Annotated in this window: 19 protein-coding genes; 16 read left to right on the top strand and 3 right to left on the bottom strand. The window is 61.4% G+C overall.

What is annotated here, in order from left to right:
- The first annotated feature begins 52 nt into the window (after window positions 1–52).
- The 6 genes from clpP (at window position 53) to BM341_RS15030 (ending at window position 8,348) form a co-directional block, all read left to right on the top strand.
- Entirely contained in the window at window positions 53–673 is a 621-nt protein-coding gene (gene clpP, locus BM341_RS15055) for an ATP-dependent Clp endopeptidase proteolytic subunit ClpP (protein WP_089796892.1), read from the top strand.
- A 125-nt stretch (window positions 674–798) separates the two neighbouring features.
- Window positions 799–2,079, top strand: a complete 1,281-nt coding sequence (gene clpX, locus BM341_RS15050; protein WP_089796891.1) for an ATP-dependent Clp protease ATP-binding subunit ClpX — start codon at window positions 799–801, stop codon at window positions 2,077–2,079.
- 229 nt (window positions 2,080–2,308) lie between these two features.
- Window positions 2,309–4,717: an endopeptidase La gene (gene lon, locus BM341_RS15045; RefSeq protein WP_089796890.1), complete on the top strand. Its 2,409-nt coding sequence runs from the start codon at window positions 2,309–2,311 to the stop codon at window positions 4,715–4,717.
- Between the two features lie 176 nt (window positions 4,718–4,893).
- A complete protein-coding gene (locus tag BM341_RS15040) occupies window positions 4,894–5,166 on the top strand; it encodes an HU family DNA-binding protein (protein ID WP_089796889.1) in 273 nt (90 codons plus the stop codon).
- Between the two features lie 174 nt (window positions 5,167–5,340).
- Window positions 5,341–7,161 (top strand): SurA N-terminal domain-containing protein, encoded by a 1,821-nt coding sequence (locus BM341_RS15035; RefSeq protein ID WP_089796888.1) that lies wholly within the window; start codon window positions 5,341–5,343, stop codon window positions 7,159–7,161.
- A 164-nt stretch (window positions 7,162–7,325) separates the two neighbouring features.
- Window positions 7,326–8,348, top strand: a complete 1,023-nt coding sequence (locus BM341_RS15030) for a CobW family GTP-binding protein (RefSeq protein WP_089796887.1) — start codon at window positions 7,326–7,328, stop codon at window positions 8,346–8,348.
- Between the two features lie 20 nt (window positions 8,349–8,368).
- On the opposite strand, the gene BM341_RS15025 is transcribed toward BM341_RS15030, so the two are convergent.
- Together BM341_RS15025 and BM341_RS15020 are read right to left on the bottom strand one after the other, a co-directional pair.
- A complete protein-coding gene (locus BM341_RS15025) occupies window positions 8,369–9,130 on the bottom strand; it encodes a UDP-2,3-diacylglucosamine diphosphatase (RefSeq protein ID WP_089796886.1) in 762 nt (253 codons plus the stop codon).
- Window positions 9,127–9,618 (bottom strand): peptidylprolyl isomerase, encoded by a 492-nt coding sequence (locus BM341_RS15020; RefSeq protein WP_089796885.1) that lies wholly within the window; start codon window positions 9,616–9,618, stop codon window positions 9,127–9,129. Before BM341_RS15020 ends, BM341_RS15025 begins: the two co-directional genes overlap by 4 nt.
- 193 nt (window positions 9,619–9,811) lie before the next feature.
- Here BM341_RS15020 and BM341_RS15015 point away from each other — a divergent pair, with 193 nt between their 5' ends.
- Together BM341_RS15015 and cysS are read left to right on the top strand one after the other, a co-directional pair.
- On the top strand, window positions 9,812–11,491 hold the full coding sequence (locus BM341_RS15015; RefSeq protein WP_089796884.1) for a glutamine--tRNA ligase/YqeY domain fusion protein: 1,680 nt from the start codon (window positions 9,812–9,814) through the stop codon (window positions 11,489–11,491).
- A 1-nt stretch (window position 11,492) separates the two neighbouring features.
- Entirely contained in the window at window positions 11,493–12,899 is a 1,407-nt protein-coding gene (cysS, locus tag BM341_RS15010; protein ID WP_089796883.1) for a cysteine--tRNA ligase, read from the top strand.
- Window positions 12,900–12,968: 69 nt separating this feature from the next.
- Here the strand turns inward: cysS and BM341_RS15005 are convergent, their stop codons facing one another.
- Window positions 12,969–13,949 carry a DUF1853 family protein gene (locus BM341_RS15005; RefSeq protein WP_089796882.1) on the bottom strand — a complete coding sequence of 327 codons (981 nt, stop codon included), beginning with the start codon at window positions 13,947–13,949 and terminating at the stop codon, window positions 12,969–12,971.
- Window positions 13,950–14,042: 93 nt separating this feature from the next.
- On the opposite strand from BM341_RS15005, the gene osmF reads away from it, so the two are divergent.
- The 8 genes from osmF to BM341_RS14965 all read left to right on the top strand — a co-directional run bounded on the left by osmF (window position 14,043) and on the right by BM341_RS14965 (window position 23,458).
- On the top strand, window positions 14,043–14,957 hold the full coding sequence (osmF, locus tag BM341_RS15000) for a glycine betaine ABC transporter substrate-binding protein OsmF (protein WP_089796881.1): 915 nt from the start codon (window positions 14,043–14,045) through the stop codon (window positions 14,955–14,957).
- Between the two features lie 12 nt (window positions 14,958–14,969).
- The gene (locus tag BM341_RS14995) at window positions 14,970–16,130 is read left to right on the top strand and encodes an ABC transporter permease (protein ID WP_089796880.1); all 1,161 of its coding nucleotides are present in this window, start codon (window positions 14,970–14,972) and stop codon (window positions 16,128–16,130) included.
- Window positions 16,127–17,071, top strand: coding sequence for an ABC transporter ATP-binding protein (locus BM341_RS14990; protein WP_089796879.1), 945 nt, complete (start codon window positions 16,127–16,129; stop codon window positions 17,069–17,071). The genes BM341_RS14995 and BM341_RS14990 overlap by 4 nt, the downstream gene beginning before the upstream one ends.
- Entirely contained in the window at window positions 17,064–17,825 is a 762-nt protein-coding gene (locus BM341_RS14985; RefSeq protein ID WP_281246500.1) for an ABC transporter permease, read from the top strand. The genes BM341_RS14990 and BM341_RS14985 overlap by 8 nt, the downstream gene beginning before the upstream one ends.
- A gap of 204 nt (window positions 17,826–18,029) precedes the next feature.
- The gene (locus BM341_RS14980) at window positions 18,030–19,244 is read left to right on the top strand and encodes a thiamine pyrophosphate-dependent dehydrogenase E1 component subunit alpha (protein ID WP_089796877.1); all 1,215 of its coding nucleotides are present in this window, start codon (window positions 18,030–18,032) and stop codon (window positions 19,242–19,244) included.
- 1 nt (window position 19,245) lies between these two features.
- On the top strand, window positions 19,246–20,223 hold the full coding sequence (locus BM341_RS14975; protein WP_089796876.1) for an alpha-ketoacid dehydrogenase subunit beta: 978 nt from the start codon (window positions 19,246–19,248) through the stop codon (window positions 20,221–20,223).
- A gap of 45 nt (window positions 20,224–20,268) precedes the next feature.
- On the top strand, window positions 20,269–21,588 hold the full coding sequence (locus BM341_RS14970) for a 2-oxo acid dehydrogenase subunit E2 (RefSeq protein ID WP_089796875.1): 1,320 nt from the start codon (window positions 20,269–20,271) through the stop codon (window positions 21,586–21,588).
- A gap of 4 nt (window positions 21,589–21,592) precedes the next feature.
- Entirely contained in the window at window positions 21,593–23,458 is a 1,866-nt protein-coding gene (locus tag BM341_RS14965; RefSeq protein ID WP_089796874.1) for a protein kinase domain-containing protein, read from the top strand.
- The last annotated feature ends 40 nt before the right edge of the window (window positions 23,459–23,498 follow it).

Raw genomic sequence — 23,498 nt, 5'->3', positions numbered from 1 at the left:
GGTGCTGCCCTCAAAAACTTTTTCCTTCATCGGATGCAAGGACTTCACGCAAATGAGTAACGAGTTCGATATTCGCAACGCCGGCGGCCTGGTGCCGATGGTGGTCGAGCAGAGCGCGAGAGGCGAAAGGTCTTACGACATCTATTCTCGCCTGCTCAAGGAGCGTGTGATCTTCCTGGTGGGTCCGGTGGAAGACTACACGGCCAATCTGGTGGTCGCGCAGCTGCTGTTCCTTGAATCCGAGAATCCGGACAAGGACATTCATCTTTACATCAACTCGCCGGGCGGCGGCGTGACGGCCGGCATGTCGATCTACGATACGATGCAGTTCGTCAAGCCCGACGTGTCGACCGTCTGCATCGGCCAGGCTGCGAGCATGGGAGCTTTCCTATTGGCAGGGGGGGCCGCAGGCAAGCGCTTCTGTCTGCCCAACTCCCGCATGATGATTCACCAGCCGCTGGGTGGGTATCAGGGGCAGGCCTCGGATATCGAGATCCACACTCGCGAGATCCTGGGCATTCGTGACAAGCTCAACCGTATCCTCGCGCATCATACGGGCCAGGATATCGAGACGATCGCTCGGGATACCGACCGTGATAACTTCATGGACGGCAAGCAGGCCGCCGAGTATGGCCTGATCGATGCGGTGCTGGATAAGCGCCCCACATCCTGATAGCGTAATTCGTATTAGTGACGCCGTTCAGGCGCAGATAGTTTCCCGGCGGCATGCGCCGCCGTGACGAATCCGACGATCCAGGCGGTGACTGTCAGGATCGTCTTTGTTAAAGAGGTACGCGAATGGCCGACGGCAAAGGCAAGGACGAAGGTAGCAAACTGCTTTACTGCTCGTTCTGCGGCAAGAACCAGAACGAAGTGCGCAAGCTGATTGCCGGCCCGTCCGTCTATATCTGCGATGAATGTGTCGATCTGTGTAACGACATCATTCGCGAGGAAGTTCTCGATGCCGATGCCGAGAGCGATGAAGAGCGTCTGCCGGCTCCCCGCGAGATTCGTCACACCCTCGATGATTACGTGATCGGCCAGGACCGCGCCAAGATGGTGTTGTCTGTGGCGGTCTACAATCACTACAAGCGGCTTCGTTCTGGGGTGAAGGGCGAGGATGTCGAACTTGGCAAGTCGAACATCCTGTTGATCGGTCCCACCGGCAGCGGCAAGACCCTGCTGGCCGAGACGCTGGCGCGCCTTCTCAACGTGCCATTTACCATTGCTGACGCGACCACCTTGACCGAAGCCGGCTATGTCGGTGAAGACGTCGAGAACATCATTCAGAAGCTGCTGCAGAAATGCGACTACGATGTCGAGAAAGCGCAGCGGGGTATCGTCTATATCGATGAGATTGACAAGATCTCGCGCAAGTCGGATAACCCGTCGATCACCCGTGATGTCTCCGGCGAGGGTGTCCAGCAGGCCTTGCTCAAGTTGATCGAGGGCACCACGGCCTCGGTGCCGCCCCAAGGTGGGCGTAAGCATCCTCAGCAGGAGTTTCTGCAGGTCGATACCGGCAATATCCTGTTCATCGTTGGCGGCGCCTTCGCTGGCCTGGACAAGGTGGTTCGAGAGCGCACTGAAAAGGGCGGTATCGGGTTCAATGCCGAGATCAAGAGCAAGGACGAAGCCAAGGGTGTGGGTGACCTGCTGACCAACGTCGAGCCTGAAGATCTGGTCAAGTTCGGCTTGATCCCCGAGTTCGTGGGTCGTCTGCCGGTTATCGCCACCTTGACCGAACTGACCGAGGATGCATTGATCGAGATCCTCACCGAGCCCAAGAACTCGCTGGTCAAGCAGTACGCCAAGCTCTTCCAGATGGAAGATGTGGAGCTGGAGTTCCGCGAGGATGCGTTGCGCGCGGTGGCACACAAGGCGATGGCGCGCAAGACGGGTGCCCGTGGTCTGCGCTCTATTCTCGAATCGGTGTTGCTCGACACCATGTACGAGATCCCCTCGCTTGAAGGAGTGTCCAAGGTCGTTATCGATGCGTCAGTCATCACCGGTGAGAGTGAGCCGCTGATGATCTACTCGCAGCAGGAAGAGGCGCGAGTCGACGGTACCGACGGCTGAGATATGAGATAAAGGCGGAGACTGATTCTCCGCGTGTTGGGAGCGGGTTCATTGTGATGGCGTGCTAGTAGGGTGCGTGCAGCAATGGGATCGCTCCCATCATTTTTATAACCTCAAGGCGTTTTTATGCCTTCCCGCCTCTTGCCTTGCAATATGGCAGTGCCGCCCCCATTCCGTTGGTAATACGTCAGTCAGTATTCTTCCGATTCGTTTTTGAGGAACGTCTGCGATGCAGCAGCACGCCGAACAGACCCTGAGTCTGCCCCTTTTGCCGTTGCGGGATGTGGTTGTCTACCCGCAAATGGTCATTCCCTTGTTCGTCGGCCGCGAGAAATCGATCCAGGCTCTCGAGGCGGCCATGGAGGCGGACAAGCGCGTCCTGCTGGTGGCCCAGCGCGAAGCCAGCAAGGATGACCCCGATCATGGCGATCTCTTTTCGATCGGGACGGTTGCCGAGATCATGCAACTGCTCAAGCTGCCCGACGGTACCGTCAAGGTGCTCATCGAAGGCGTCTCGCGCGCCAATGTCGGCGAGATCCTCGTGGTCGATCAAGGGTATACCCGTGCCGAGGTGACGCTGCGCGAGAGCGAGCCGCTCACCGAGCGGGAGCAGGAGGCGCTGGTGCGTGTCTTGCTCAACCAGTTCGAGCAGTATGTGAAGATGTCGAAAAAGGTACCCAACGAGGTGCTCAATTCGCTCTCGGGTATCGAGGATCCCAGCCGTCTGGTCGATACTATCTGCGCGCATCTGTCGCTGAAGATCGACGACAAACAGCAATTGCTGGAGATGGATCGCGTGCGTGACCGCATCGAGCATCTCATGGCGTTGATCGAGTCCGAAATCGATCTCTTGCAGGTCGAGAAGCGTATCCGCTCTCGGGTCAAGGATCAGATGGAGAAGTCTCAGCGCGAGTACTATCTCAACGAGCAGATGAAGGCCATCCAGAAAGAGATGGGCGAGCTTGAGAACGTGCCCAACGAGGCCGAGAAGTACGAGCGGGCCATCAAGGACGCCGGAATGCCCAAGGAGGCGGCCGAGAAGGCGACCCAGGAACTCAACAAGCTGAAGATGATGTCACCGTCATCTGCGGAAGCCACGGTGGTGCGCTCCTACCTCGATTGGCTGGTGGCGGTACCCTGGAAGAAGCGCACGCGGGTGAAGCATGACCTGGTGCATGCTCAGAAAGTGCTCGACGAGGATCACTATGGCCTCGAAGAGGTCAAGGCGCGGATTCTCGAGTATCTGGCCGTTCACAAGCGAGTCAAGACGCTCAAGGGGCCGGTGCTCTGCCTGGTGGGCCCTCCCGGGGTGGGCAAGACCTCGCTGGGGCAGTCCATCGCCCGCGCCACTAATCGCAAGTATGTGCGTCTGGCGCTGGGTGGCGTGCGCGACGAGTCCGAGATTCGGGGGCATCGACGCACCTATATCGGCTCGCTACCGGGCAAGATGATCCAGCGTATGTCCCGGGCCGGCGTCAAGAATCCGCTGTTCCTGCTTGACGAAGTCGACAAGATCGGCATGGATCATCGCGGGGATCCGGCGTCTGCGCTCCTCGAGGTGCTGGATCCGGAGCAGAACAATACTTTCAGCGATCACTATCTCGAACTGGATTACGACCTCTCCGAGACGCTGTTCATCTGTACGGCCAATTCGATGAATATCCCTGGGCCGCTGCTCGATCGTATGGAAGTGATCCGTCTGCCCGGCTACACCGAGGACGAGAAGCTCGCGATCGCCAAGCGCTATCTGGTACCCAAGCAGCTCAAGGCCAATGGCTTCAAGGACGAGGAGCTGGGGTTCACGGATGAGGCATTACTGGAGCTGATACGCTATTTCACCCGCGAGGCCGGGGTGCGTGAACTCGAGCGTCAGATTGCCAAGGTATCGCGTAAGGTGCTGCGCGAGCAGCTCGCCAAGGAAGCCAAGGAGGGGGCCCAGGCGCCGGTAGTGTTGACAGGTACCGATATCGAGCAGTATGCAGGTGTTCGCCGCTACAGCTACGGCCTCGCTGATCAGGAGGACCAGGTGGGGCGCGTGACTGGCCTGGCCTGGACCTCCGTTGGTGGGGAGCTGTTGAGCATCGAGTCGGTAGTTACGCCTGGCAAGGGCCGTATCAACAAGACGGGCTCGCTGGGTGATGTCATGAAGGAGTCCGTGAGCGCTGCCCATACCGTGGTGCGTGCACGCGCCGTGTCACTGGGTATCGACCCTGAGCGCTTCGAGAAGGAAGACTTGCACATCCACGTGCCAGAGGGGGCAACGCCCAAGGATGGTCCCAGTGCCGGTGTCGCCATGGTGACAGCGATGGTGTCGGCCTATTCCGGTCGGGCTGTACGCTGCGACGTGGCCATGACCGGAGAAGTCAACCTGCGTGGCGAGGTAATGCCGATCGGTGGCCTGAAGGAGAAATTGCTGGCGGCCAGGCGCGGTGGTATAAAGACGGTGCTGGTGCCGGAGGAGAATCGGCGTGACCTCAAGGAGGTTCCCGATAACATCAAGGAAGCCCTCGACATCAGACCTGTCCGCTGGATAGATGATATTCTGGAAGTGGCGCTGGCTAAAATGCCGGAGGCCCCTAGCGAGGATTCTCGACCTGATGATCCAGCCGCCGCGCACACGATGATAAGCACGCATTAACGATAATTATCCTGCCATGCCGGTGTATGAATGCCGGTATGACGGGGTCTGGCGCTCAAGATTACTTGACAGTTGTTTGGCCGCATTGCTATAAATCACGTCAAGCTGTGATCGCGTCATTTAGTTTAAAGCTGCGCTGATTAAAGCTAATTTCCGTAAAAGTCAAGGGGTGAAGTGTGAACAAATCCGAGCTGATCGAAGCCATCGCCGCGTCTGCTGATATTCCCAAGGCGGCCGCTACCCGCGCCCTGGACGCCATGGTTGATACCGTAACCGACAGCCTGAAGAAGGGTGATAGCGTCTCGCTGGTAGGCTTTGGCACCTTCACCGTGAAGGAGCGGGCTGCGCGCACCGGCCGCAATCCTCAGACTGGCCAACCGATCGAAATCAGTGCTGCCAAGGTACCGAGTTTCAAGGCCGGCAAGGCTCTGAAGGACTCCGTCAACTGAGCGATCGGCTTATATAAATGCCGTGACGCTTGAGTTTCCTCCAGGCGCATCGCCCACCGGCGGTGCGCCTGTTTTCTTGTGATGCGCCGATTTAGCGTGGCCTGATGGTCGCGTGTCAGGAGTCGATGCGTATAATGTGGCGGGACTCTGCCAATACCACCTACCGAGGCCTGCATGCTGCAAAGTATTCGAGACCGCTCCAAGAGCTGGGGCGCCAAGATCATCATCGGTGCTGTCGTCGTGACCATGGCATTGTTCGGTGTCGAGTCGCTGATTGGACTGCTCGGTAACAGCGGTGACGATGTCGCCGAGGTCAACGGTGAGACGATCACGCGTCAGCAGCTCGAGATGGAGGTCCAGCGAGCCATCCGTAGCGGGCAGGTTCCCCCCGAGCAGGAGCGACAGCTACGCAATGAAATGCTCAATGAGCTTATTGCCGTTCGCCTGCTGACCCAATATACCGACGAAGGTGGAATGCACCTCTCCGAAAACCAGCTCGATGAGCTGATCGTTTCATTGTCGGAATTTCAGGATCAGGAGGGGCGTTTTTCTCAAGAGTTGTTCCGCAATCGGCTGGCCAGCGCCGGATATACGCCGCTTACCTTCCGTGAACAGCTGCGTACCGACATGAAGCGGCAGCAGCTCGAGCAGGGCATGGCGCTCAGTGAGTTCACGTTACCCTCCGAGCGCGAGACGCTGGGCGCTCTACAGCGGCAGACACGCGACTTTCGCTATCATGCATTGACCGTTGAGGATCTCGAGACTCTTCCCGAGGCCGACGAGCAGGACATCCAGCGTTATTACGAAGAAAATGCCGAAGCCTTCCGTCGTCCAGAGCAGGTACGTCTCGATTACGTCGTGCTCGACCGTCAGCAAATGGCGCAAGACGTGGAAGTGGAAGAGGACACCCTGCGCGAGCGCTGGAATGCCAACAGCGCCGATGCGGATCGTCGTATCTCGCACATCATGTTGACCTATGGTGATGAGCGAACACGTGAGGAAGCCGAAGCGGCCCTGCGGGACGTTCGTGAACGTCTCAACAACGGCGAGGCCTTCGAGGACCTGGCCGCGGAAGTATCCGAGGATAATGTCTCTGCCGAGCAGGGCGGTGATCTTGGCGTCGTCAGTCGGGGGTTCTTTGGTGAGGCCTTTGAAAATGCTGCCTTTTCCCTGGACGAAGGTCAGGTTTCAGAGATCGTCGAAACCGATAATGGCTTGCACCTGATCAAGGTGACCGAGTTGGAACGGCCTGCTTTCGAAGAGGTTCGCGATCAGCTTCAGCGCGAAATTGCCTTGTCTAGGGTATCGGATCAGTTCAACGAGCAGGCACAACAATTGATCGATAGAAGCTTTGCGGCGGATGACCTCCAAAGTGTCGCCGACGAGATTGGCCTCACACTTCAGACCAGCGACTGGGTGTCTCGTGACGAGGCCGAAGGGGTGCTATCCGAGCCTGGCGTCATGCAGCAGGCGTTCAGCGAAGACGTCATCGAGGAGGGCTACAACAGCGAAGTCATCGAGCTCGATGAGGATCGCCGGATGGTATTGCGTGTTGCCGAGCATCGTGACGCCAGCGTGCTTGAGCTCGACGAGGTGCGTGACGAGGTGCGCTCGAGGGTCGAGGCGAGGCTGCGTCGTGAGGCGTTGAGGGACTTTGCAGTCGAGCGGGTCGAGCAACTGCGCAGGGACAACTCTGCCGACATCGACTGGCAGACGGCTGAGGATATCGGGCGTCAGTCCTCTGGCGATATCAGCCAATCGGTGATCGATGAAGTGTTCCGCCTGCCGGCTCCCGAGGATGATGAAACAGTCTTTGGTCATGTCGCCGACGGAGATGAAGTGATCCTGATTGCGCTGGACAACGTCGAGGAAGGCGAGGTCAATGAGGAGGTGGAGCAGTTCGTGGCCCGCATGACCGAGCGGTTGCGCGTTCAGGCCGCTATCCAAGGGCTTCTCGCTACTCTTCGCGATCAGGCGGATATCGAGCGTTTGTAGAAACAGGCATATCATGGGGCGCTGAGGCGTCCCATTTTTTTAACCATTAATTTTATACCGTTACCTTAAGCGTATTAATATAATAAGTATTAACATGGTATGGTTACCATTTATGTTACAATATAACAATATGTTTCTCGATTTACGGAACGGAACGAGCCTTAATGCAGAACTCGTCAAACCCGATACCCGTGCACTTGATCACCGGCTTTCTCGGCAGCGGTAAGAGTACCCTGATCCGTCAACTGATCGAGCAAAAACCCCTCGATGAGCGTTGGGCGGTGGTGATCAATGAGTTCGGTCGGGTTGGAATCGATCAGTCAATGTTTGCCGAGCGAGACGACCTGATCATACAAGGGTTGCCGGGAGGATGCCTGTGCTGCCAGTTGGCGTTCGTGCTGCAGGCGTCGCTGGTCAAGCTGGTGCACCGGTATCGCCCGGACCGTTTGATCATCGAACCGTCGGGGGTGGGGCACCCGACGGGGTTGCTCGACGTCTTGCAAGGGGAGGGATTTGCGGGTGTGCTGGAGGTTCGTGACGTCATCGCCGCTCTGGATCCGCGTCGCCTGGAGGACCCACGCTCACGCGACAGCGCGACCTTCAAGGATCAGTTGGCCGTCGCTGACGGGGTCGCGCTAACAATGACTGACCTGTCGACGCCTGCCCAGATTCAAGCCTCGCTCGAATGGGCAGAAGGGCTCTGGCCGCCCCGCAAGTGGGTGGAGCAGGCGCCTCATGGCGCGCTTGCGATATCGTGGCTGCTTCAAGGTGGTCGTCACGATAGACCGAGCAGCGATGGTTCCTCCCCCGCGTCGCCTCATGAATACGCCAAGGCAGCACATGGCGTGCATGAAGAACCCGCGTGGCGCGAGCCCAAACCCGGCGAGCCGGAGCTCGACTGCGGCTCGTCGCTGGGATACGCGTCTCTGAGTTGGCGCTGGCATGTGCAGGATCGTTTCGACCTGGACCGCTTGATGGCTTACTTGGGGGGCCTGCCGAGTGAGCTGCGGGTGAAAGGCGTGTTTCACACCCCGGATGGCTGGAAGCTCTATAACCGCGCCGACGCCGCGGTGACCCTGACGTCTTCGGCCTGGCGTCACGATTCACGATTGGAGATTATCGGCGAACCCGACGCCATGCCGAAAGCAAAGGCAACTCAGGCAGCCTTGCAAGGCTGCAAGACTTGAGAAGGGGGTCGGTAACGGGGTCACGACAGGGTGAAATCGCGGAGCCTTGTTGATAGGCCCGCTTCCACGACGATTTCCCAGCCTTTGTCGGGGTGCCAGTCACCAAGTACGAAGCGTTTGGCTGGTTTACCGTCGACCTCGAACTCGTGTACCGCCGGCCGGTGGGTATGACCATGGATCAGGGTCGTCACGCCATGCTGGCGCAAGGTGTGGGTGACCTCTTCAGGCGTCACGTCCATGATATCTTCGGCCTTGTTGGAATTGGCCTCTCCCGATTGTTCGCGTAGCTGGCGGGCGAGCGCGATACGCTCGATAACCGGCATGGCGAGTATCTGGCGTTGCCACTCGGGATCACGAGCCTGCTCCCGGAAGGCCATGTAGTCGGTATCGCGAGTACACAAGGTATCACCGTGCATCAACAGCACCTTGCTGCCATTGAGTTCCACGACACACGGGTCACTCAGCAGGCGCGCGCCGGCCGCATCCGCAAAACGCTTGCCGAGCAGGAAATCGCGGTTGCCATGCATGATGTAAATCGCAGTCCCCTGAGTGGACAAGCGCTGCAAGGCATCGGCGACCCGCACCGCGAGGGCGGCGCTGCCGGTGGGGTCGCTGTCTACCAGGTCGAGCAGGTCGTCGCCGATCCAGGCGTCGAAGAAGTCACCCAGGATGTACAAGGTGTCAGTATCGCTGGCAAGCTGCTCGAGCCAGCGCAAGAATCCTTCCGTGACCTCGGGGGCGCCAGGATGCAGGTGCAGGTCCGAAATCAGTCGGGTCGTCATGCGATGTAGGCTCGCTGGATTACGACATCCTCGGCGGGCACATCGGCATGCATGCCGCGGCGAGTGGTGGCGACCGCCTTGATGCTCTCGACGACTTCCATTCCCTCGACCACTTCCCCGAACACACAGTAGCCCCAGCCTTGGATCGATTTGCCGCTGTGGTTGAGAAAGTCGTTATCCGCCACATTGATAAAGAACTGTGCGGTGGCCGAGTGCGGGTCCTGGGTGCGTGCCATGGCGAGGGTGCCGGTGGTGTTCTTTACGCCGTTGTCGGCTTCGTTCTCGATGGGATCACGGGTCGGCTTCTGGTTGAAGTCGGTGTCGAATCCGCCTCCCTGGACCATGAAGCCGGGGATGACTCGATGAAAAAGCGTGCCGTCATAGAAACCGTCGCGCACGTATTGCTCAAAATTGGCCGCCGTCTTGGGTGCCTTGTCCTGGTAAAGCTCGATGGTGATATCACCGTAATTGGTCTGCAGTACGATCATTGACGGATTCCTGTGCCGTGGTGTCTCGGTAATGTGTCGGGCGTATGGCGATAACCGGGATGCGCCTTGGCGCTACCCCTAGACGTGGCGCTATAATAGCCCTTTTGCATCGATGCGCGAAGTCGAGGGGCGTTCAAATCGTTCCCCTCCCATTGCCAGGCTCGCGATTCAACCAGAGGTTGCCTCTCCTACCATGACCACCGACACCACCAGTGCGCCGAATTTCATCCGCAACCAGATCCAGGAGGAGGTCGAGGCAGGGCAGACAGCCAGGATCATCACCCGTTTTCCCCCGGAACCCAATGGCTTCCTGCATATTGGCCATGCCAAGTCCATTTGTCTGAATTTCGGGCTGGCGGAACAGTTTGGTGGCGACTGCCATTTGCGCTTCGACGATACCAATCCAGCGAAGGAAGAGCAGGCCTACATCGATGCCATCAAGGCCGACGTCAGCTGGTTGGGTTTCCAGTGGGCCGGCGGCGTGCGCTTCGCCTCCGACTACTTCGACCAGCTCTACGCCTGGGCCCAGCACCTGGTGCGCGAAGGCAAGGCCTATGTCGACGACCTCTCGCCGGACGAGATCCGCGAGTATCGCGGCACCCTGACCGAAGCGGGCAAGCCGAGCCCTTACCGCGAGCGCACTCCGGACGAGAACCTCGACCTGCTCGAGCGCATGCGTACCGGCGAGTTCGCCGAGGGCGAGAAGGTGCTGCGCGCGAAGATCGACATGGCCGCACCCAACATCAACCTGCGCGACCCGATCCTCTACCGCATCCGGCACGCCAGCCATCACCAGACCGGCGAGAAATGGAAGATCTATCCTTCCTACGACTATGCCCACGGCCAGTCGGATGCGATTGAGGGCGTCACGCATTCCATCTGTACGCTGGAGTTCGAGGATCACCGCCCGCTGTATGAGTGGTTCCTGGATAATCTACCGGTCCCCACCAAGCCTCGCCAGATCGAGTTCGCGCGCCTCAACCTCAACTACACGCTGACCTCCAAGCGCAAGCTCAAGTTGCTGGTGGACGAAGGCATCGTCGACGGCTGGGACGACCCACGCCTGCCGACCATCTCCGGCATGCGGCGTCGCGGCTATACGCCGGCCTCGATCCGCAAATTCTGCGACATGATCGGCGTGACCCGCGCCGATGGCGGTCTGGTCGACATCGCCATGTTGACCCATGCAATCCGCTCGGATCTCGAAGACAGCGCGCCGCGTGCCATGGTCGTGCTGAAGCCGCTCAAGGTCGTGTTGACCAACGTGCCGGAAGACCATGAAGAGAGCTATGCAGTCCCCGGTCATCCCGCGCGCGAGGACATGGCGGTGCGCAAGGTGCCGTTCACACGGGAGCTCTACATCGACCAGGATGACTTCATGGAGGAGCCGCCTAAGAAGTACTTCCGCCTGGCACCGGGCAAGGAGGTGCGCCTGCGCAACAGCTACGTGATCCGCTGCGATGAAGTGATCAAGGATGCCTCCGGCGAGATCAGCGAATTGCGCTGCTCCGTAGATTTCGACACCCTCGGCAAGAACCCCGAGGGCCGCAAGGTCAAGGGCGTGATCCACTGGGTCAGCGCCACGCATGGTTTACCCCTCGAAGTGCGCCTCTACGACAACCTCTTCCAGGTCGAGCAGCCGGACAAGGACCGGGACGCCGATTTCCTCGAGCATCTCAATCCCGAGTCGCTGGTCACCGTCGAAGGCATAGGCGAGCCGAGCCTGGCCACCGCTACCCCCGAGAGTCGCTTCCAGTTCGAGCGGGTAGGCTACTTCTGTGCCGACCGTCATGACAGCCGCGATGGCCGCTTGGTGTTCAACCGCACCGTTGGGCTGAAAGACAGCTGGGCCAAGATCAAGAAGAAGGGGTGACATGCAGATCTACAACACGCTGACGCGGCGCAAGGAACCCTTCACGCCCATCGAGCCGGGCAAGGTACGCATGTATGTCTGCGGCATGACCGTCTACGATTTCTGTCATCTGGGTCATGCGCGGGTGATGGTGGCCTTCGACGTGATCACCCGCTACCTGCGCGCCCGTGGCTATGACGTCACCTATGTACGCAACGTGACCGATATCGACGACAAGATCCTCAAGCGTGCCGATGAGAATGGCGAGTCGATCGCGTCGCTGACCGAGCGCATGATCGAGGCCATGCACGAGGACGAGGCGCGCCTCTGGGTGCTGCCACCGGATCATGAGCCGCGTGCCACGCGTCATGTCGATGACATCCTGCGCATGATCGAGACGCTGATCGACAAGTCCTACGCTTATCCTGCCGATAACGGCGATGTCTATTTCCGGGTACGCCGCTTTGAGAACTATGGCCGGCTGAGCAACCGTGATCCCGACGACATGCGTGCCGGTGCGCGCATCGACGTCGACGAGCACAAGGAAGATCCGCTGGACTTCGTGTTGTGGAAAGCCGCCAAGCCAGGCGAGGCCAGCTGGCCTTCCCCTTGGGGCGAGGGGCGACCAGGGTGGCACATCGAGTGCTCGGCGATGTCGACCTGTTGTCTCGGTGAGACCTTCGATATTCACGGTGGCGGCCCCGACCTGCTGTTTCCTCATCACGAGAACGAGATCGCCCAGAGTGAAGCGGCCACCGGGCATCACTACGTCAACACCTGGATGCATGCCGGGGCGGTGCGTGTGAATCAGGAGAAGATGTCGAAGTCGCTGGGCAATTACTTCACCATCCGTGAGGTCCTCGAGCATCACGATCCCGAGGTGGTGCGCTATCTGCTGGTGGCAAGCCACTACCGCAGCCCCATCAATTACGCGCCGGATTCGCTCGCCGAGGCGCGCAAGTCGCTGGAGCGCTTCTACAACGCGCTTGAGGGTCTGGCGCTGGAGAGCGCCGGCTCCGTTGAAGGTAACGTGGACGACCGCTTCCATGAGCGCTTTACCGCGGCCATGGACGACGACTTCAATACCCCCGAGGCGCTCTCGGTGCTTTTCGACCTGGCCCGCGAGTTGAACCGCGCCAAGAAGGAGGCTCCCGAGCAGGCCCCGGCGCTGGCTCACGAGCTTCGCCGGCTAGGCGACGTGCTGGGACTTCTGCAGCAGGACGCGGCAACCTTCCTGCAGGGCGGCGGTACAGACGTGTCTCTTGATGAGGCCGAGATTCAGGCGCGTATCGAGGCGCGTGCCGCGGCCAAGAAGGCCAAGGATTTCGCCGCGGCCGATGCTATCCGCGACGAGCTGGCGGCGAAGGGCATCGTGCTCAAGGATTCCCGCGAAGGCACCCGCTGGGTCTTCGAAAAACCCGAAGGGTAAGGGCCAGTCGCTCATTCCCGTCTCGTCCTCGGCGCTTCGCAAGGTGCCTCGGGTGTCTGGAAAGTTGTCTCAGGCGTCGGTGGACATGGGCGGCAGAGGAATCTGCCGCGGCCAGTCGTCGGCCACCAGGAACAACCGTTGCCGCTGGCCGTCGGGGGTCAGCACGACGAGTTGCAACGGCGAGGCGAAAAGCTGGAAGTGTCGAGTAAGGCCGCTGCCAAGCGCCTGCATCGACCACAGCTGCTCATCGCGGGGCTCGGCGAACCAATGCGGCCTGCTGAGCCAGGCGCCGCGGGTGCCGGCCGGTTGTGATGCACGCCAACGTTGCCAGTCCCTCCAGAACAGCCACTGCCCCGAGAGATGCTCGGGGCCAGCCTCCCTGGGGGCTGGCAGGTGTGCGTGCCAAGGATAGAAGAGGACGCCGGGCATGGCGAGTCGGCGTTCGACGAGCATCGGCCCGTTGGCTGCGTATGCCGTTTCGCCAACCGCGGAACGGATCGCCTCCCTCGCTTCTGCCATGCCGCTTAACGGCAACTGGTGCCGATGCAGGCGTTCACGCTTGATCGCCAGGCTATCGGCGCCACTCGGGCCGATCCAGCGGGCCTGGTCGGTGGCAGCCCCTGGGCCGTCCGGCACCCCCAGGTAGAACTTGATGGCCACTTCGAGGTGAACGGGGGTGGGATCGTCCTTGCGGCGATACAGCAGGTCAAGTTCGCCCAGCGTCAGCTTGCCTCGGAGGATCCGTTGATTGTGGGCCAACAGGCGTATGGCAGGCGCGTGTTCGAGCAGGAATTGCCAGAGCCGCTCATGGTAGAGCCCCATACGGCCGGCCAGCGTCTCGCCGAGGTAACGTTGCAGCTCTTGCGGGGATTGCTCAAGATGACTTAGCCAGGCCTGTAGCGTCGCGTCGTCGCCCAGGCCCAATTCGCTGGCCGATGGCCGCCCCGGGTAGGGAGTGACGATCAGGTCGGGCGCCAGTATCACCCAGGCGAGGTCGCGTACCAGGGGATGATGCAGGCGCGAGAGCAGCGCAAGATGCGATGGTGGCATTACGTTGAGGATTCGCGTTGAGGAAGTTAATGAGCGATTGGCTGATACAGGTTTTATAGTCAGCTTACCTTCACAAGGAATCGGGTGATAATCATGTTTCGACCTTTGTCTCGAGGCGCGGCAGTGGCCGCCGGTACCCTGCTGACGTTTTCCCTGGCGCAGGCCCAGGACCCCGTGGTGGTGTCCTCGAAGATCGACACCGAAGGCTCGGTGCTCGGGCAACTGATCCTGCAGCGGCTGGAGAGTGGTGGCATCGACGTTGAAGATCGTCTCCAGTTGGGTGCCACCAGCATTGTGCGTGAGGCGCTTATTGCCGGTGAGATCGACTTGTATCCGGAGTATACCGGTAACGGTGCTTTCTTCTTCGATATGGCCGATAGCCCGGTATGGAACGATCCCAGCGAGGCATACGAAACGGTTCGCGAGCGTGACCAGGAGGCCAATGATCTGGTCTGGCTGACGCCTGCCGACGCCAACAATACTTGGGCCATCAGCGTACGTGAGGATCTCGCCAGCGAGGAGGGGCTCGAGAGTCTCGAAGACCTGGCAACGTATCTTGAGCAAGGAGGCGAGTTCAAGTTGGCCGCGAGTGCCGAATTCGTCGAATCTGAACAGGCGCTGCCGGCGTTCCAGCAGGCCTATGGGTTCGAGCTCTCTGAAGACCAACTGCTGGTGTTGTCCGGCGGCAATACGGCGGCCACCATGCGCGCCGCCGCCCAGCAGACCAGTGGCGTCAACGCCGCCATGACCTACGGGACCGATGGGGGTATCGGTGCGCTGGGGCTGATCGTGCTCGAAGATACAAAAGGGGTGCAGCCGGTCTATCAGCCAGCGCCAGTGGTTCGCCAGAGTGTTCTCGACACCTACCCGCAAATCGAAACACTGCTGGGGCCGCTCTTCGAGGCGCTCGACCTGGAGACGCTGCAGACGCTCAACGGCGAGGTGGCGGTCAATGGGCGTCCACCCCGCGAGGTGGCATCCGAGTTTCTCGATACGCTGGCCGAGTGATCCGATCAGCGAATGGAAGCTCCACGCCATAACCGCGTTCTGCCAGCCCTGATACTCGCCGCACTGGTGGCCTGGCTTGGCGCCGACCTGGTCAGCGTGGCCGCCAATCGCATCGTGCCCGGCGAGGGCATAGCGACCCTCGACGCCATCGGTTGGGGGGGCATGCTGGCCGGAACCCTGGCGATGCTCTCAGTGGCGGTGTTGGGGTTTCGCCCCAACCCACGCAAGTATCGCATTGCCATGGCCGTGACGGTGGCCACGCTGATGGCGCTGCCGGCCGTGCTCGCTCTTGCCGCCGCCAGGCAGGCCGATTCCGACATGCCCCAGGCGCGCCTGGGTATCGGGCCGGGCTTCTGGGTCGTGCTGTTCGTTATGTTGCTCGCCATGATCGAGTTGCGTACTCGGCTGGGGGGCTCGCGGCTCAACGGCTGGGCGCTGATGTTTCCCGTGCTGCTCAGCTGGTGGCTGTGTCTGAGTTGGTGGCTGGAACCCTTGGCGCTGCTCCAGGAGTTCCGGGGACGCAGTGACCAGTTCGTGGCGGCCGTGCTTTACCATCTGGCACTGGTCGGAGCCGCCGTCGGCACGAGCCTGTTGCTCGGCGTGGCCCTGGCACTCGCCATGCGGCGTTTCCCGGCGCTGCAACGCGCCGGTTTCGGCGTGCTCAATTTTCTGCAGACCATTCCCAGCCTGGCCCTGTTCGGTCTGCTGCTGGCACCGCTCGCCTGGCTAGCGGCTAATGTTGAGTGGCTGTCGGCGATCGGGGTGCGGGGTATCGGCTGGGCGCCGGCGTTGATCGCCCTGGTGGGGTATAGCCTGCTACCGATGGTGCGCAACACCTTCGTGGCGCTCTCGGAAGTCGACCCGGGCGTGATCGATTCGGCGCGGGGCATGGGGATGAGTCGCGGGCAGGTCTTTCTGCAGGTCCGCCTGCCGTTGGCCCTACCGGTCATGCTCGAAGGTGTGCGTATCACCACCGTGCAGGCGATCGGTCTCGCCGCCGTGGCGGCCTTGATCGGCGCCGGAGGGCTGGGTGGTTTCATCTTCCAGGGGCTGGGACAGGCGGCGATGGACTTGGTGCTGTTGGGCGCACTGCCGATTCTGGGCATGGCATTGGTAGCGGATGCCTTGCTCGGCGCCCTGAGCGAGCGACTGCGCCCGGGAGGGGCGAAATGATCGAACTCTTTGACGTCACCAAACGCTTCGGTGAGGAAACTGCCGTCGATGGCATTTCGCTGCGAGTCGAGAGCGGCGAGCTCTGCGCGCTGGTCGGCACCTCTGGATGCGGCAAGTCGACGACGCTGCGCATGATCAATCGCCTGATAGAGCATAGCGAGGGCGAGATTCATATCGACGGCCAGCCGATTCGTCGCTTCGAGGAGGATACGCTCAGGCGACGCATCGGCTATGTGATCCAGAGTACCGGGCTGTTTCCTCACTGGACGGTGGCCCGCAACATCGGCCTGGTGCCGCGGCTTCTCAAGTGGTCGCCCGAGCGAATCGAATCGCGGGTAGATGAACTGATGGCGCTACTGGGGCTGCCGCGCGAGACGTTCGCCGACAAGTATCCCGACCAGCTGTCGGGAGGGCAGGCGCAGCGAGTCGGCGTGGCCCGCGCGCTGGCGGCTGATCCCGACATCTTGCTGATGGACGAGCCGTTCGGTGCCCTCGACCCGATCACCCGCGAGGCGCTTCAGGACGAGCTGCGCGAGTTGCAGGCGCGGCTGCACAAGACCATCGTCTTCGTGACCCACGATATGGACGAAGCACTGCGTCTCGCCGACAAGCTGGTGGTGATGGACGCCGGGCGAATCGTCCAGCAGGGCACACCCTTGGAACTGCTCCACGAACCGGCAACCCCCTTCGTCGAATCGATGCTGGGCGGGGACGATCGTGGCCTCAAGGAGGCCAGTCTGGTAACTGTCGGCGAACGTATGCTAGCGCTCGGGCCACGGTTGAATGCCACGGCCCGCGTGCACCGTGACGCCACCCTGCGCCAGGCGCTCGCGGTGATGTTTCGCGAGCACGCCGATCGGCTGACGGTGATCGATGACGAGGATATACCCGTGGGCGAGCTCTCGTTGCAGCGCCTGGTCGGAAATACCCGCCATGAATGAACGAGGCGTTCCACGGCGGGCAAATCGCGCTGTGCATCGCTGGCGTTTGCCACTGACCTGGCTGGCACTGCTGTTGGTCCTGACCGTTGGCATGGCCGAGCTGGAGGGCGTCTTTCGCTGGATCGAGACCGACAGCCGACAGGTCATCTACGATCGCGCCGACTTCGTCACCTTGCTGGGGCGTCATCTGCTGGTCGTGATGGTGGCCTCGTTGCTCGCCACGTTGGTCGGGGTGAGTGCGGCCATTGCGGTGACGCGCCGAGCCGGTCGGGACTTTCTGCCACTGGTCGCGCAGATTGCCTCCATGGGCCAGACCTTTCCGCCTGTCGCGGTGCTGGCACTGGCCGTGCCGGTGCTGGGCTTCGGCACCTTGCCGATCATCGTCGCCTTGCTGCTTTACGGGCTACTGCCCATCGTGCGCAATACCCTGGCGGGGCTGCAGGGCATCGACTCGTCGATACTCGAAGCGGCGCGTGGCATGGGCATGAGTCGTGGGCAGGTGCTTCGCCAGGTCGAATTGCCCTTGGCCGCGCCGGTGATTGTGGCGGGCATCCGCACCTCGGTGACGGTCAACATCGCTACCGCCGCACTGGGCGCGACGGTCGGCGCCAGCAACCTCGGCGATCCGATCATCTCCGGCATCGTCAACGGCAATACCGCCTATATTTTGCAAGGTGCGCTGATGATCGGATTGCTGGCACTCACCGTGGACAGTACTTTCGAGCGACTGGCGCTGCGGCGCGCCAGACGTTGAGCCGAGTCCACTCCGATAATCTCGCTTGCGACCCGAGACTGCCCACAGAGCCCAGGCAACACTCAGTTAGAAAAAATCTTTCCCCTATATGCCGTTTACGTTAACGTCAAATTTGACTGCGTTGACGGCCGGCGGGGCCGATCCCCTGGCGGCGAGACCCATTAGCGACAACACTGCCCTCAAAAGGGGCTCAGGATCATGGTGATGACAACGACAACGGATATCCACTCGCCGGACTTTCTCGCTGGCGATGAATTCAGTATTCCTACCTTCCGCCTGCTTCAGCAGGACGGCACGCTCTTCGACGGCGCGGTGGCACCCGAGCTTGGCCGCGACGCGGCGCGGCGCATCTACCACGCCATGGTGGCGACCCGGGTGCTCGACGAGCGCATGATGGCGGCGCAGCGTCAGGGCCGGCTGAGCTTCTATATGCAGTGCACCGGCGAGGAAGCGGCGGTCATTGGAGCGACGGCGGCACTCGACGACGCCGATATGATCATGGCCCAGTACCGAGAACAGGGCGCCCTGATGTATCGGGGCTTCAGCTTCGACGAGTTCATGAACCAGCTGTTCGGCAACGAGCTCGACTACGGCAAGGGTCGCCAGATGCCGATCCATTACGGATCGCGCAAGCTTCACTACTTGACCATCTCCTCACCGCTGGCCACGCAGATTCCCCAGGCCACGGGCTTCGCCTACGGGCAGAAGCTGGCCGGGGAAGGGCAGTGCACCACGGTATTCTTCGGCGAGGGCGCCGCCTCGGAAGGCGACTTTCATGCCGCGTTGAACATGGCGGCAGTGCATCAGGTGCCGGTAATCTTCTTCTGTCGCAATAATGGCTACGCGATCTCCACGCCCTCCATCGAGCAGTTCGCCGCGGACGGTGTGGCGCCGCGCGCCTTTGGCTACCGCATGCATGTGATCCGCGTCGATGGCAACGACATCCTGGCCGTCTACGCCGCCACTCAGGCGGCGCGACGCCTGGCCGTCGAGCACAACCAGCCGGTGTTGATCGAGGCGATGACCTACCGTTTGGCGGCCCATTCCTCGTCTGACGACCCCTCGGGGTATCGCTCGAAGAAGGAAGAAGAAGCCTGGCGTGAGAAGGACCCGCTGCTGCGCATGCGTCGCTGGCTGAACGACAGGGGTTGGTGGAGCGACGAGGAAGAGAGGGAGTGCCAGGAGCGCCTGCGTCGCGAGGTGCTCGAGACCATGAAGCGAGCCCAGAAGCGTCCGCCGCCGCCGCTCGATAGCCTGGTCACCGATGTCTATGCCGACGTGACGCCGGCCCTGCAGCGCCAGCTGGATACCCTCAAGACGCACATTCGCCGCTACCCCGAGGCCTATCCGAAAGGCGCCATGTCGCTGGACCCTGATGTCTCGCCGCGTGACGACGCCGACGACAAGGGAGGGGCCTAGGATGCCGACCATGAACATGCTGCAGGCCATCAATAACGCGCTGGATATCGCCATGGCTGAGGACGACAAGGTGCTGTGCTTCGGCGAGGACGTGGGCAGCTTCGGCGGCGTCTTCCGTGCCACCAGCCATTTGCAGGAAAAGTATGGCAGGTCGCGCTGCTTCAATACACCGCTGGTCGAACAGGGAATCATCGGCTTTGCCAACGGCCTGGCCGCCCAGGGCTCGGTCCCGGTCGCGGAAATCCAGTTCGCCGATTACATCTATCCGGCCTTCGACCAGATCGTCAACGAGACGGCCAAGTTCCGTTACCGCTCGGGCGATCTTTTCAATGTCGGCGGGCTGACCATTCGCGCGCCCTACGGGGGCGGCATCGCGGGGGGCCACTACCATTCCCAATCCCCCGAGGCCTATTTTGCGCACACACCAGGGCTCAAGGTGGTGGTGCCGCGCGATCCCTACCAGGCCAAGGGGCTGCTGCTGGCGTCGATCCGTGACGCCGACCCGGTGATCTTCTTCGAGCCCAAGCGTCTCTATCGGGCCTCCACCGGCGAGGTGCCCGAGGAGGATTACCAGCTGCCCATCGGCGAGGCTGAGGTCACCCGCGAGGGCGCCGACATCACCCTGGTGGGATGGGGGGCGCAGATGGAAGTCATCGAGCGCGCCGTCGAGCTTGCCGAGAAGGAGGGCGTTTCCTGCGAGGTCATCGACCTGCGCACCATCGTGCCCTGGGACGAGGACAGCGTGGTTGAGTCGGTGCTCAAGACCGGGCGACTCCTGATCACCCACGAGGCGCCATTGACCGGAGGCTTCGCCGCTGAGATCGCGGCCACCGTCCAGGAGCGTTGTTTCCTGTACCTGGAATCGCCGATCGCCCGGGTGACCGGCCTGGATACGCCTTTTCCGCTTACGCTGGAAAAGGAGTATCTGCCGGACCATCTGAAGATCTTCGAGGCGATCAAGGCCAGCCTGGCCTTCTGACGATTCGGTATCAGGGCTTATGCGAGCCAGGACAGGAGACGCATCATGAGCGAGTTCAAGCTGCCCGATATCGGTGAAGGTATCGTGGAGTGCGAGATAGTCGAATGGCGGGTCGCCGAGGGCGATCTCATCGAGGAGGACCAGCCGGTGGTCGAGGTCATGACCGACAAGGCACTGGTCGAGATCACCGCCCCCGAGGCGGGAAGGGTGACGCGGCTATTCGTCCCCAAGGGCGAGATTGCCAAGGTACATTCGCCGTTGTTTTCCTATGAGGTCCAGGGTGAGGGTCAAGGGCAAGACGACGATCAAGAAGGTGACGTACCGGTCGAGTCGCAGAAAAATGCTCCGGTAAAAGACAGAAATATCAGCGACGATATTGATACGGGGGTCGATGATGCCTCAACCGCCGCTACACGACCTTCTATGGCTGCGGGCGAGCGGGTAGGGAGGGTGGGAGACGCCCCGAGGGGCCAGGGCCCTTATGGACGCATTCCCGCGAGCCCGGCGGTGCGTCGATTACTGCGCGAACATGACCTGGCGCTCGAGGATGTGCCCGGTTCCGGCAAGGACGGCCGAGTGCTCAAGGACGATGTGTTGCATATGCTCGAGCAGGGGGTCGAACAAGACAGCGAGCCGGCGGCCCGAGCCGATGCCGCGGCCGAGACTCGCGTGGAGCCCCTGCGCGGTATGCGGGCGGTCATGGCGCGGCGCATGGTCGAGGCGGCGACCACGATCCCTCACTTCCACTATGGCGAGCAGATCGACGTCACCGACCTGCTCGCCCTGCGCGAACGGCTCAAGCCGCGTGCCGAGGCGCAGGACACACGCCTGACGCTGATGCCCTTCTTCATGAAGGCCCTGGCGCTGGCGGTGCAGGAATTTCCGATTCTCAATGCGCGCCTGAACGACGCTGTTGATGAGATCCATTATCTGCCGTCGGTGAATATCGGCATGGCCGTGGATGGCAAGGCAGGACTGATGGTTCCCAACGTCAAGGGCGTGGAGCGGTTGAGTCTGCTCGCGCTTGCCAGGGAGACGCAGCGCCTGACCGCTGAGGCGCGCGAGGGGCGAGTCGTCCAGCAGGACCTCAAGGGCGGTACCATCAGCATCTCCAATATTGGCGCGCTGGGCGGGACCTACGCCGCGCCGATCATCAACGCCCCGGAAGTGGCGATCGTCGCCATTGGCAAGACGCAGTGGCTGCCGCGCTTCGATGACCACGACAATGTCGTCAAGCGGGCCATTCTGACCGTCACCTGGGCGGGCGATCATCGCCTCATTGATGGCGGCACCATCGCCCGTTTCTGCAACGCCTGGAAAGCCTACCTCGAAGCCCCGGAAACGATGTTGTTGTACCTGAGCTAAGCCCATGAGCCATGGTCCCCTGCAGCAATTCTATATACCCGAAGAGCAATCGGTGTATCTGCTCAGTCATGGCGATGCACGCAAACTCAAGGCGTGGGTAGCGTTGTGCCAGACACAGCTCGAGCAACTGGGTTATCGCCATATCGAGCTGATCGGCAAGGGGGCCTACGGCTTCGTATTCGCCGGGCTCACGGGGCTCGGTGACGAATACGTGTTCAAGTTCACCCGGGTGAACCTGCCCCAGCATCTCCAGGACCGGCTCGAGGAAGAGGCCTTCATGCTGGAGCAGGTCGATCATCCCCGCGTGCCCAAGCTGATCGTCTTCCAGCGCGTGCGTCGCCAGTCGATCCTGGTGATGCAGCGCGCGCCGGGGCTCAACCTGGAAGAAGTCTCGCTTCGCGAGGGGCGGCTTTCGCCGCGGCTGGTGGTCCGTATTGCCGATCAGCTCGCCGATATCCTGCGCACCTTGCGTCGAGAAGCGACAAGCAAGCCGGGCGGTGGGCTCAATGACAGGCCCATCGTGCATGGCGACATCAAGCCCTCCAATCTGGTGTTCGACGCCAGCACCGAGCGAGTGGCGCTGATCGACTGGGGTTCCTCGGTCTTCGCGCAACTCGACGCTAGCCTGCAGTTCGTGGCGGCCAACGTCATGGAGCTGATGTCGGACAACCTGCAGCAGACCAATGCCCGGCTGGGGGATGTCTACTTCATCGGCGAAGAGCAGCTCAACGGGGCGTTGTCATCGCCCCGCTTCGACGAGCAGGGCGCCGCGGCCACCCTCTATGCGCTGGCCTCGGCCCAGTCCTGCCGTTTCGGTCACCGCGCCATCCCCGCGACTTCATTGGGCCTGCCGGTCGAGTTTGCCCGCATGCTCGACGCGATGCTCGACCCCGATCCGCGTACGCGGATGAAGGCAGGCGATCATTTCATCCGCGAGATGCCGCGGCTCGCCAGGCTGGTCATGCTCGACATCCCTCAGAAATCCGCCTCGCCGCTGGTGCCGGTATGGGCGCGGCCGGCGTCCCGTGAGATCGACACCGTGGTCTACAGCTCGCGTAAGGCCTTTCTGCGCGAGGAGGGCGGGCCGGAAACCCTCAACGATGTCAACGACGTGCAGCTCGATCGCTACTACAAGAACTTCATGCAGGGCATGGGTGAAACCGAGAAAGCCTTTCTCGCCGCCGTGAGTCGGCTGGGCAAGTACCCGGTGGTCGGCGGGCTGGCTGTGCGCTGGGAGGCCGAGGGGGTCTACATCGATACCTCGCTCAACCTGCACGATGCCGCACTCAAGCCGGCCTTCGTCGCGGCCGTGAACAACATGGTGACGCTCGCCCGGGCGATTCATCGCCGTGGCATCTTCAAGAGCTGTCTATTCAACGCCCGCGATACCCTGCACCTGGATCGTGAGGGTCCCGATCGCCCCTTCGCGCTCGAACCCGGCATGCGCCTGGCCTTCGAGGTAAGCGCGATGCCGGAGCTGGAGGATCATACTCGCCTGCACAGCTACTTCGAGGATGGTCCCGACCCCGAAGAGTTTCTGGTGTTGCCCCAGGCGATCATCGCCTCGCTTGAAGCGCTCAACGAGATCCATCATACCGGGATGATCATCTTCGAGGCGCTGCCAGAGAATCTCAAGATCCACAGCTACTACCGCTTGCTCGACCCCTCGCGCGAGGCGGAATTTCGCCAGCGGCTGGATGACATCCTCGCGGCGGTGGGGCTGATCGAGGGGCTCGGGGTCTCGGGCTTCATGAAGATGCCCTACAAGGACACCCGCCTGTTCGCGCACGTGGCACGCCAGCCGGAACGGTTCTATCCGCGCAATCCTCGTCAGGTTGCCGAGCTGTCGGCGACCCGGGAGAGCGGGTAGACTCCCGGGCCGGAGTCCGCTTTTGTCCGACAGGGAGGTC

It is taken from the genome of Halomonas korlensis (assembly GCF_900116705.1).
GTDB classification, from domain to species: domain Bacteria; phylum Pseudomonadota; class Gammaproteobacteria; order Pseudomonadales; family Halomonadaceae; genus Halomonas; species Halomonas korlensis.
The sequence above is the reverse complement of the archived record's forward strand: the minus strand, read 5'-3'. Positions and strand labels throughout refer to the sequence as shown.

What these genes read in the sequence shown, in the direction of transcription:
- BM341_RS14990 (WP_089796879.1), top strand. Translation starts at nt 16,127, where the DNA reads ATGATCGAACTCTTTGACGTCACCAAACGCTTCGGTGAGGAAACTGCC.
- osmF (WP_089796881.1), top strand. Translation starts at nt 14,043, where the DNA reads ATGTTTCGACCTTTGTCTCGAGGCGCGGCAGTGGCCGCCGGTACCCTG.
- cysS (WP_089796883.1), top strand. Translation starts at nt 11,493, where the DNA reads ATGCAGATCTACAACACGCTGACGCGGCGCAAGGAACCCTTCACGCCC.
- BM341_RS14965 (WP_089796874.1), top strand. Translation starts at nt 21,593, where the DNA reads ATGAGCCATGGTCCCCTGCAGCAATTCTATATACCCGAAGAGCAATCG.
- BM341_RS14995 (WP_089796880.1), top strand. Translation starts at nt 14,970, where the DNA reads ATGGAAGCTCCACGCCATAACCGCGTTCTGCCAGCCCTGATACTCGCC.
- BM341_RS14985 (WP_281246500.1), top strand. Translation starts at nt 17,064, where the DNA reads ATGAATGAACGAGGCGTTCCACGGCGGGCAAATCGCGCTGTGCATCGC.
- BM341_RS15015 (WP_089796884.1), top strand. Translation starts at nt 9,812, where the DNA reads ATGACCACCGACACCACCAGTGCGCCGAATTTCATCCGCAACCAGATC.
- BM341_RS15020 (WP_089796885.1), bottom strand. Translation starts at nt 9,618, where the DNA reads ATGATCGTACTGCAGACCAATTACGGTGATATCACCATCGAGCTTTAC.
- BM341_RS15030 (WP_089796887.1), top strand. Translation starts at nt 7,326, where the DNA reads ATGCAGAACTCGTCAAACCCGATACCCGTGCACTTGATCACCGGCTTT.
- BM341_RS14975 (WP_089796876.1), top strand. Translation starts at nt 19,246, where the DNA reads ATGCCGACCATGAACATGCTGCAGGCCATCAATAACGCGCTGGATATC.
- lon (WP_089796890.1), top strand. Translation starts at nt 2,309, where the DNA reads ATGCAGCAGCACGCCGAACAGACCCTGAGTCTGCCCCTTTTGCCGTTG.
- BM341_RS15035 (WP_089796888.1), top strand. Translation starts at nt 5,341, where the DNA reads ATGCTGCAAAGTATTCGAGACCGCTCCAAGAGCTGGGGCGCCAAGATC.
- BM341_RS14980 (WP_089796877.1), top strand. Translation starts at nt 18,030, where the DNA reads ATGACAACGACAACGGATATCCACTCGCCGGACTTTCTCGCTGGCGAT.
- clpX (WP_089796891.1), top strand. Translation starts at nt 799, where the DNA reads ATGGCCGACGGCAAAGGCAAGGACGAAGGTAGCAAACTGCTTTACTGC.
- BM341_RS15005 (WP_089796882.1), bottom strand. Translation starts at nt 13,949, where the DNA reads ATGCCACCATCGCATCTTGCGCTGCTCTCGCGCCTGCATCATCCCCTG.
- BM341_RS14970 (WP_089796875.1), top strand. Translation starts at nt 20,269, where the DNA reads ATGAGCGAGTTCAAGCTGCCCGATATCGGTGAAGGTATCGTGGAGTGC.
- clpP (WP_089796892.1), top strand. Translation starts at nt 53, where the DNA reads ATGAGTAACGAGTTCGATATTCGCAACGCCGGCGGCCTGGTGCCGATG.
- BM341_RS15025 (WP_089796886.1), bottom strand. Translation starts at nt 9,130, where the DNA reads ATGACGACCCGACTGATTTCGGACCTGCACCTGCATCCTGGCGCCCCC.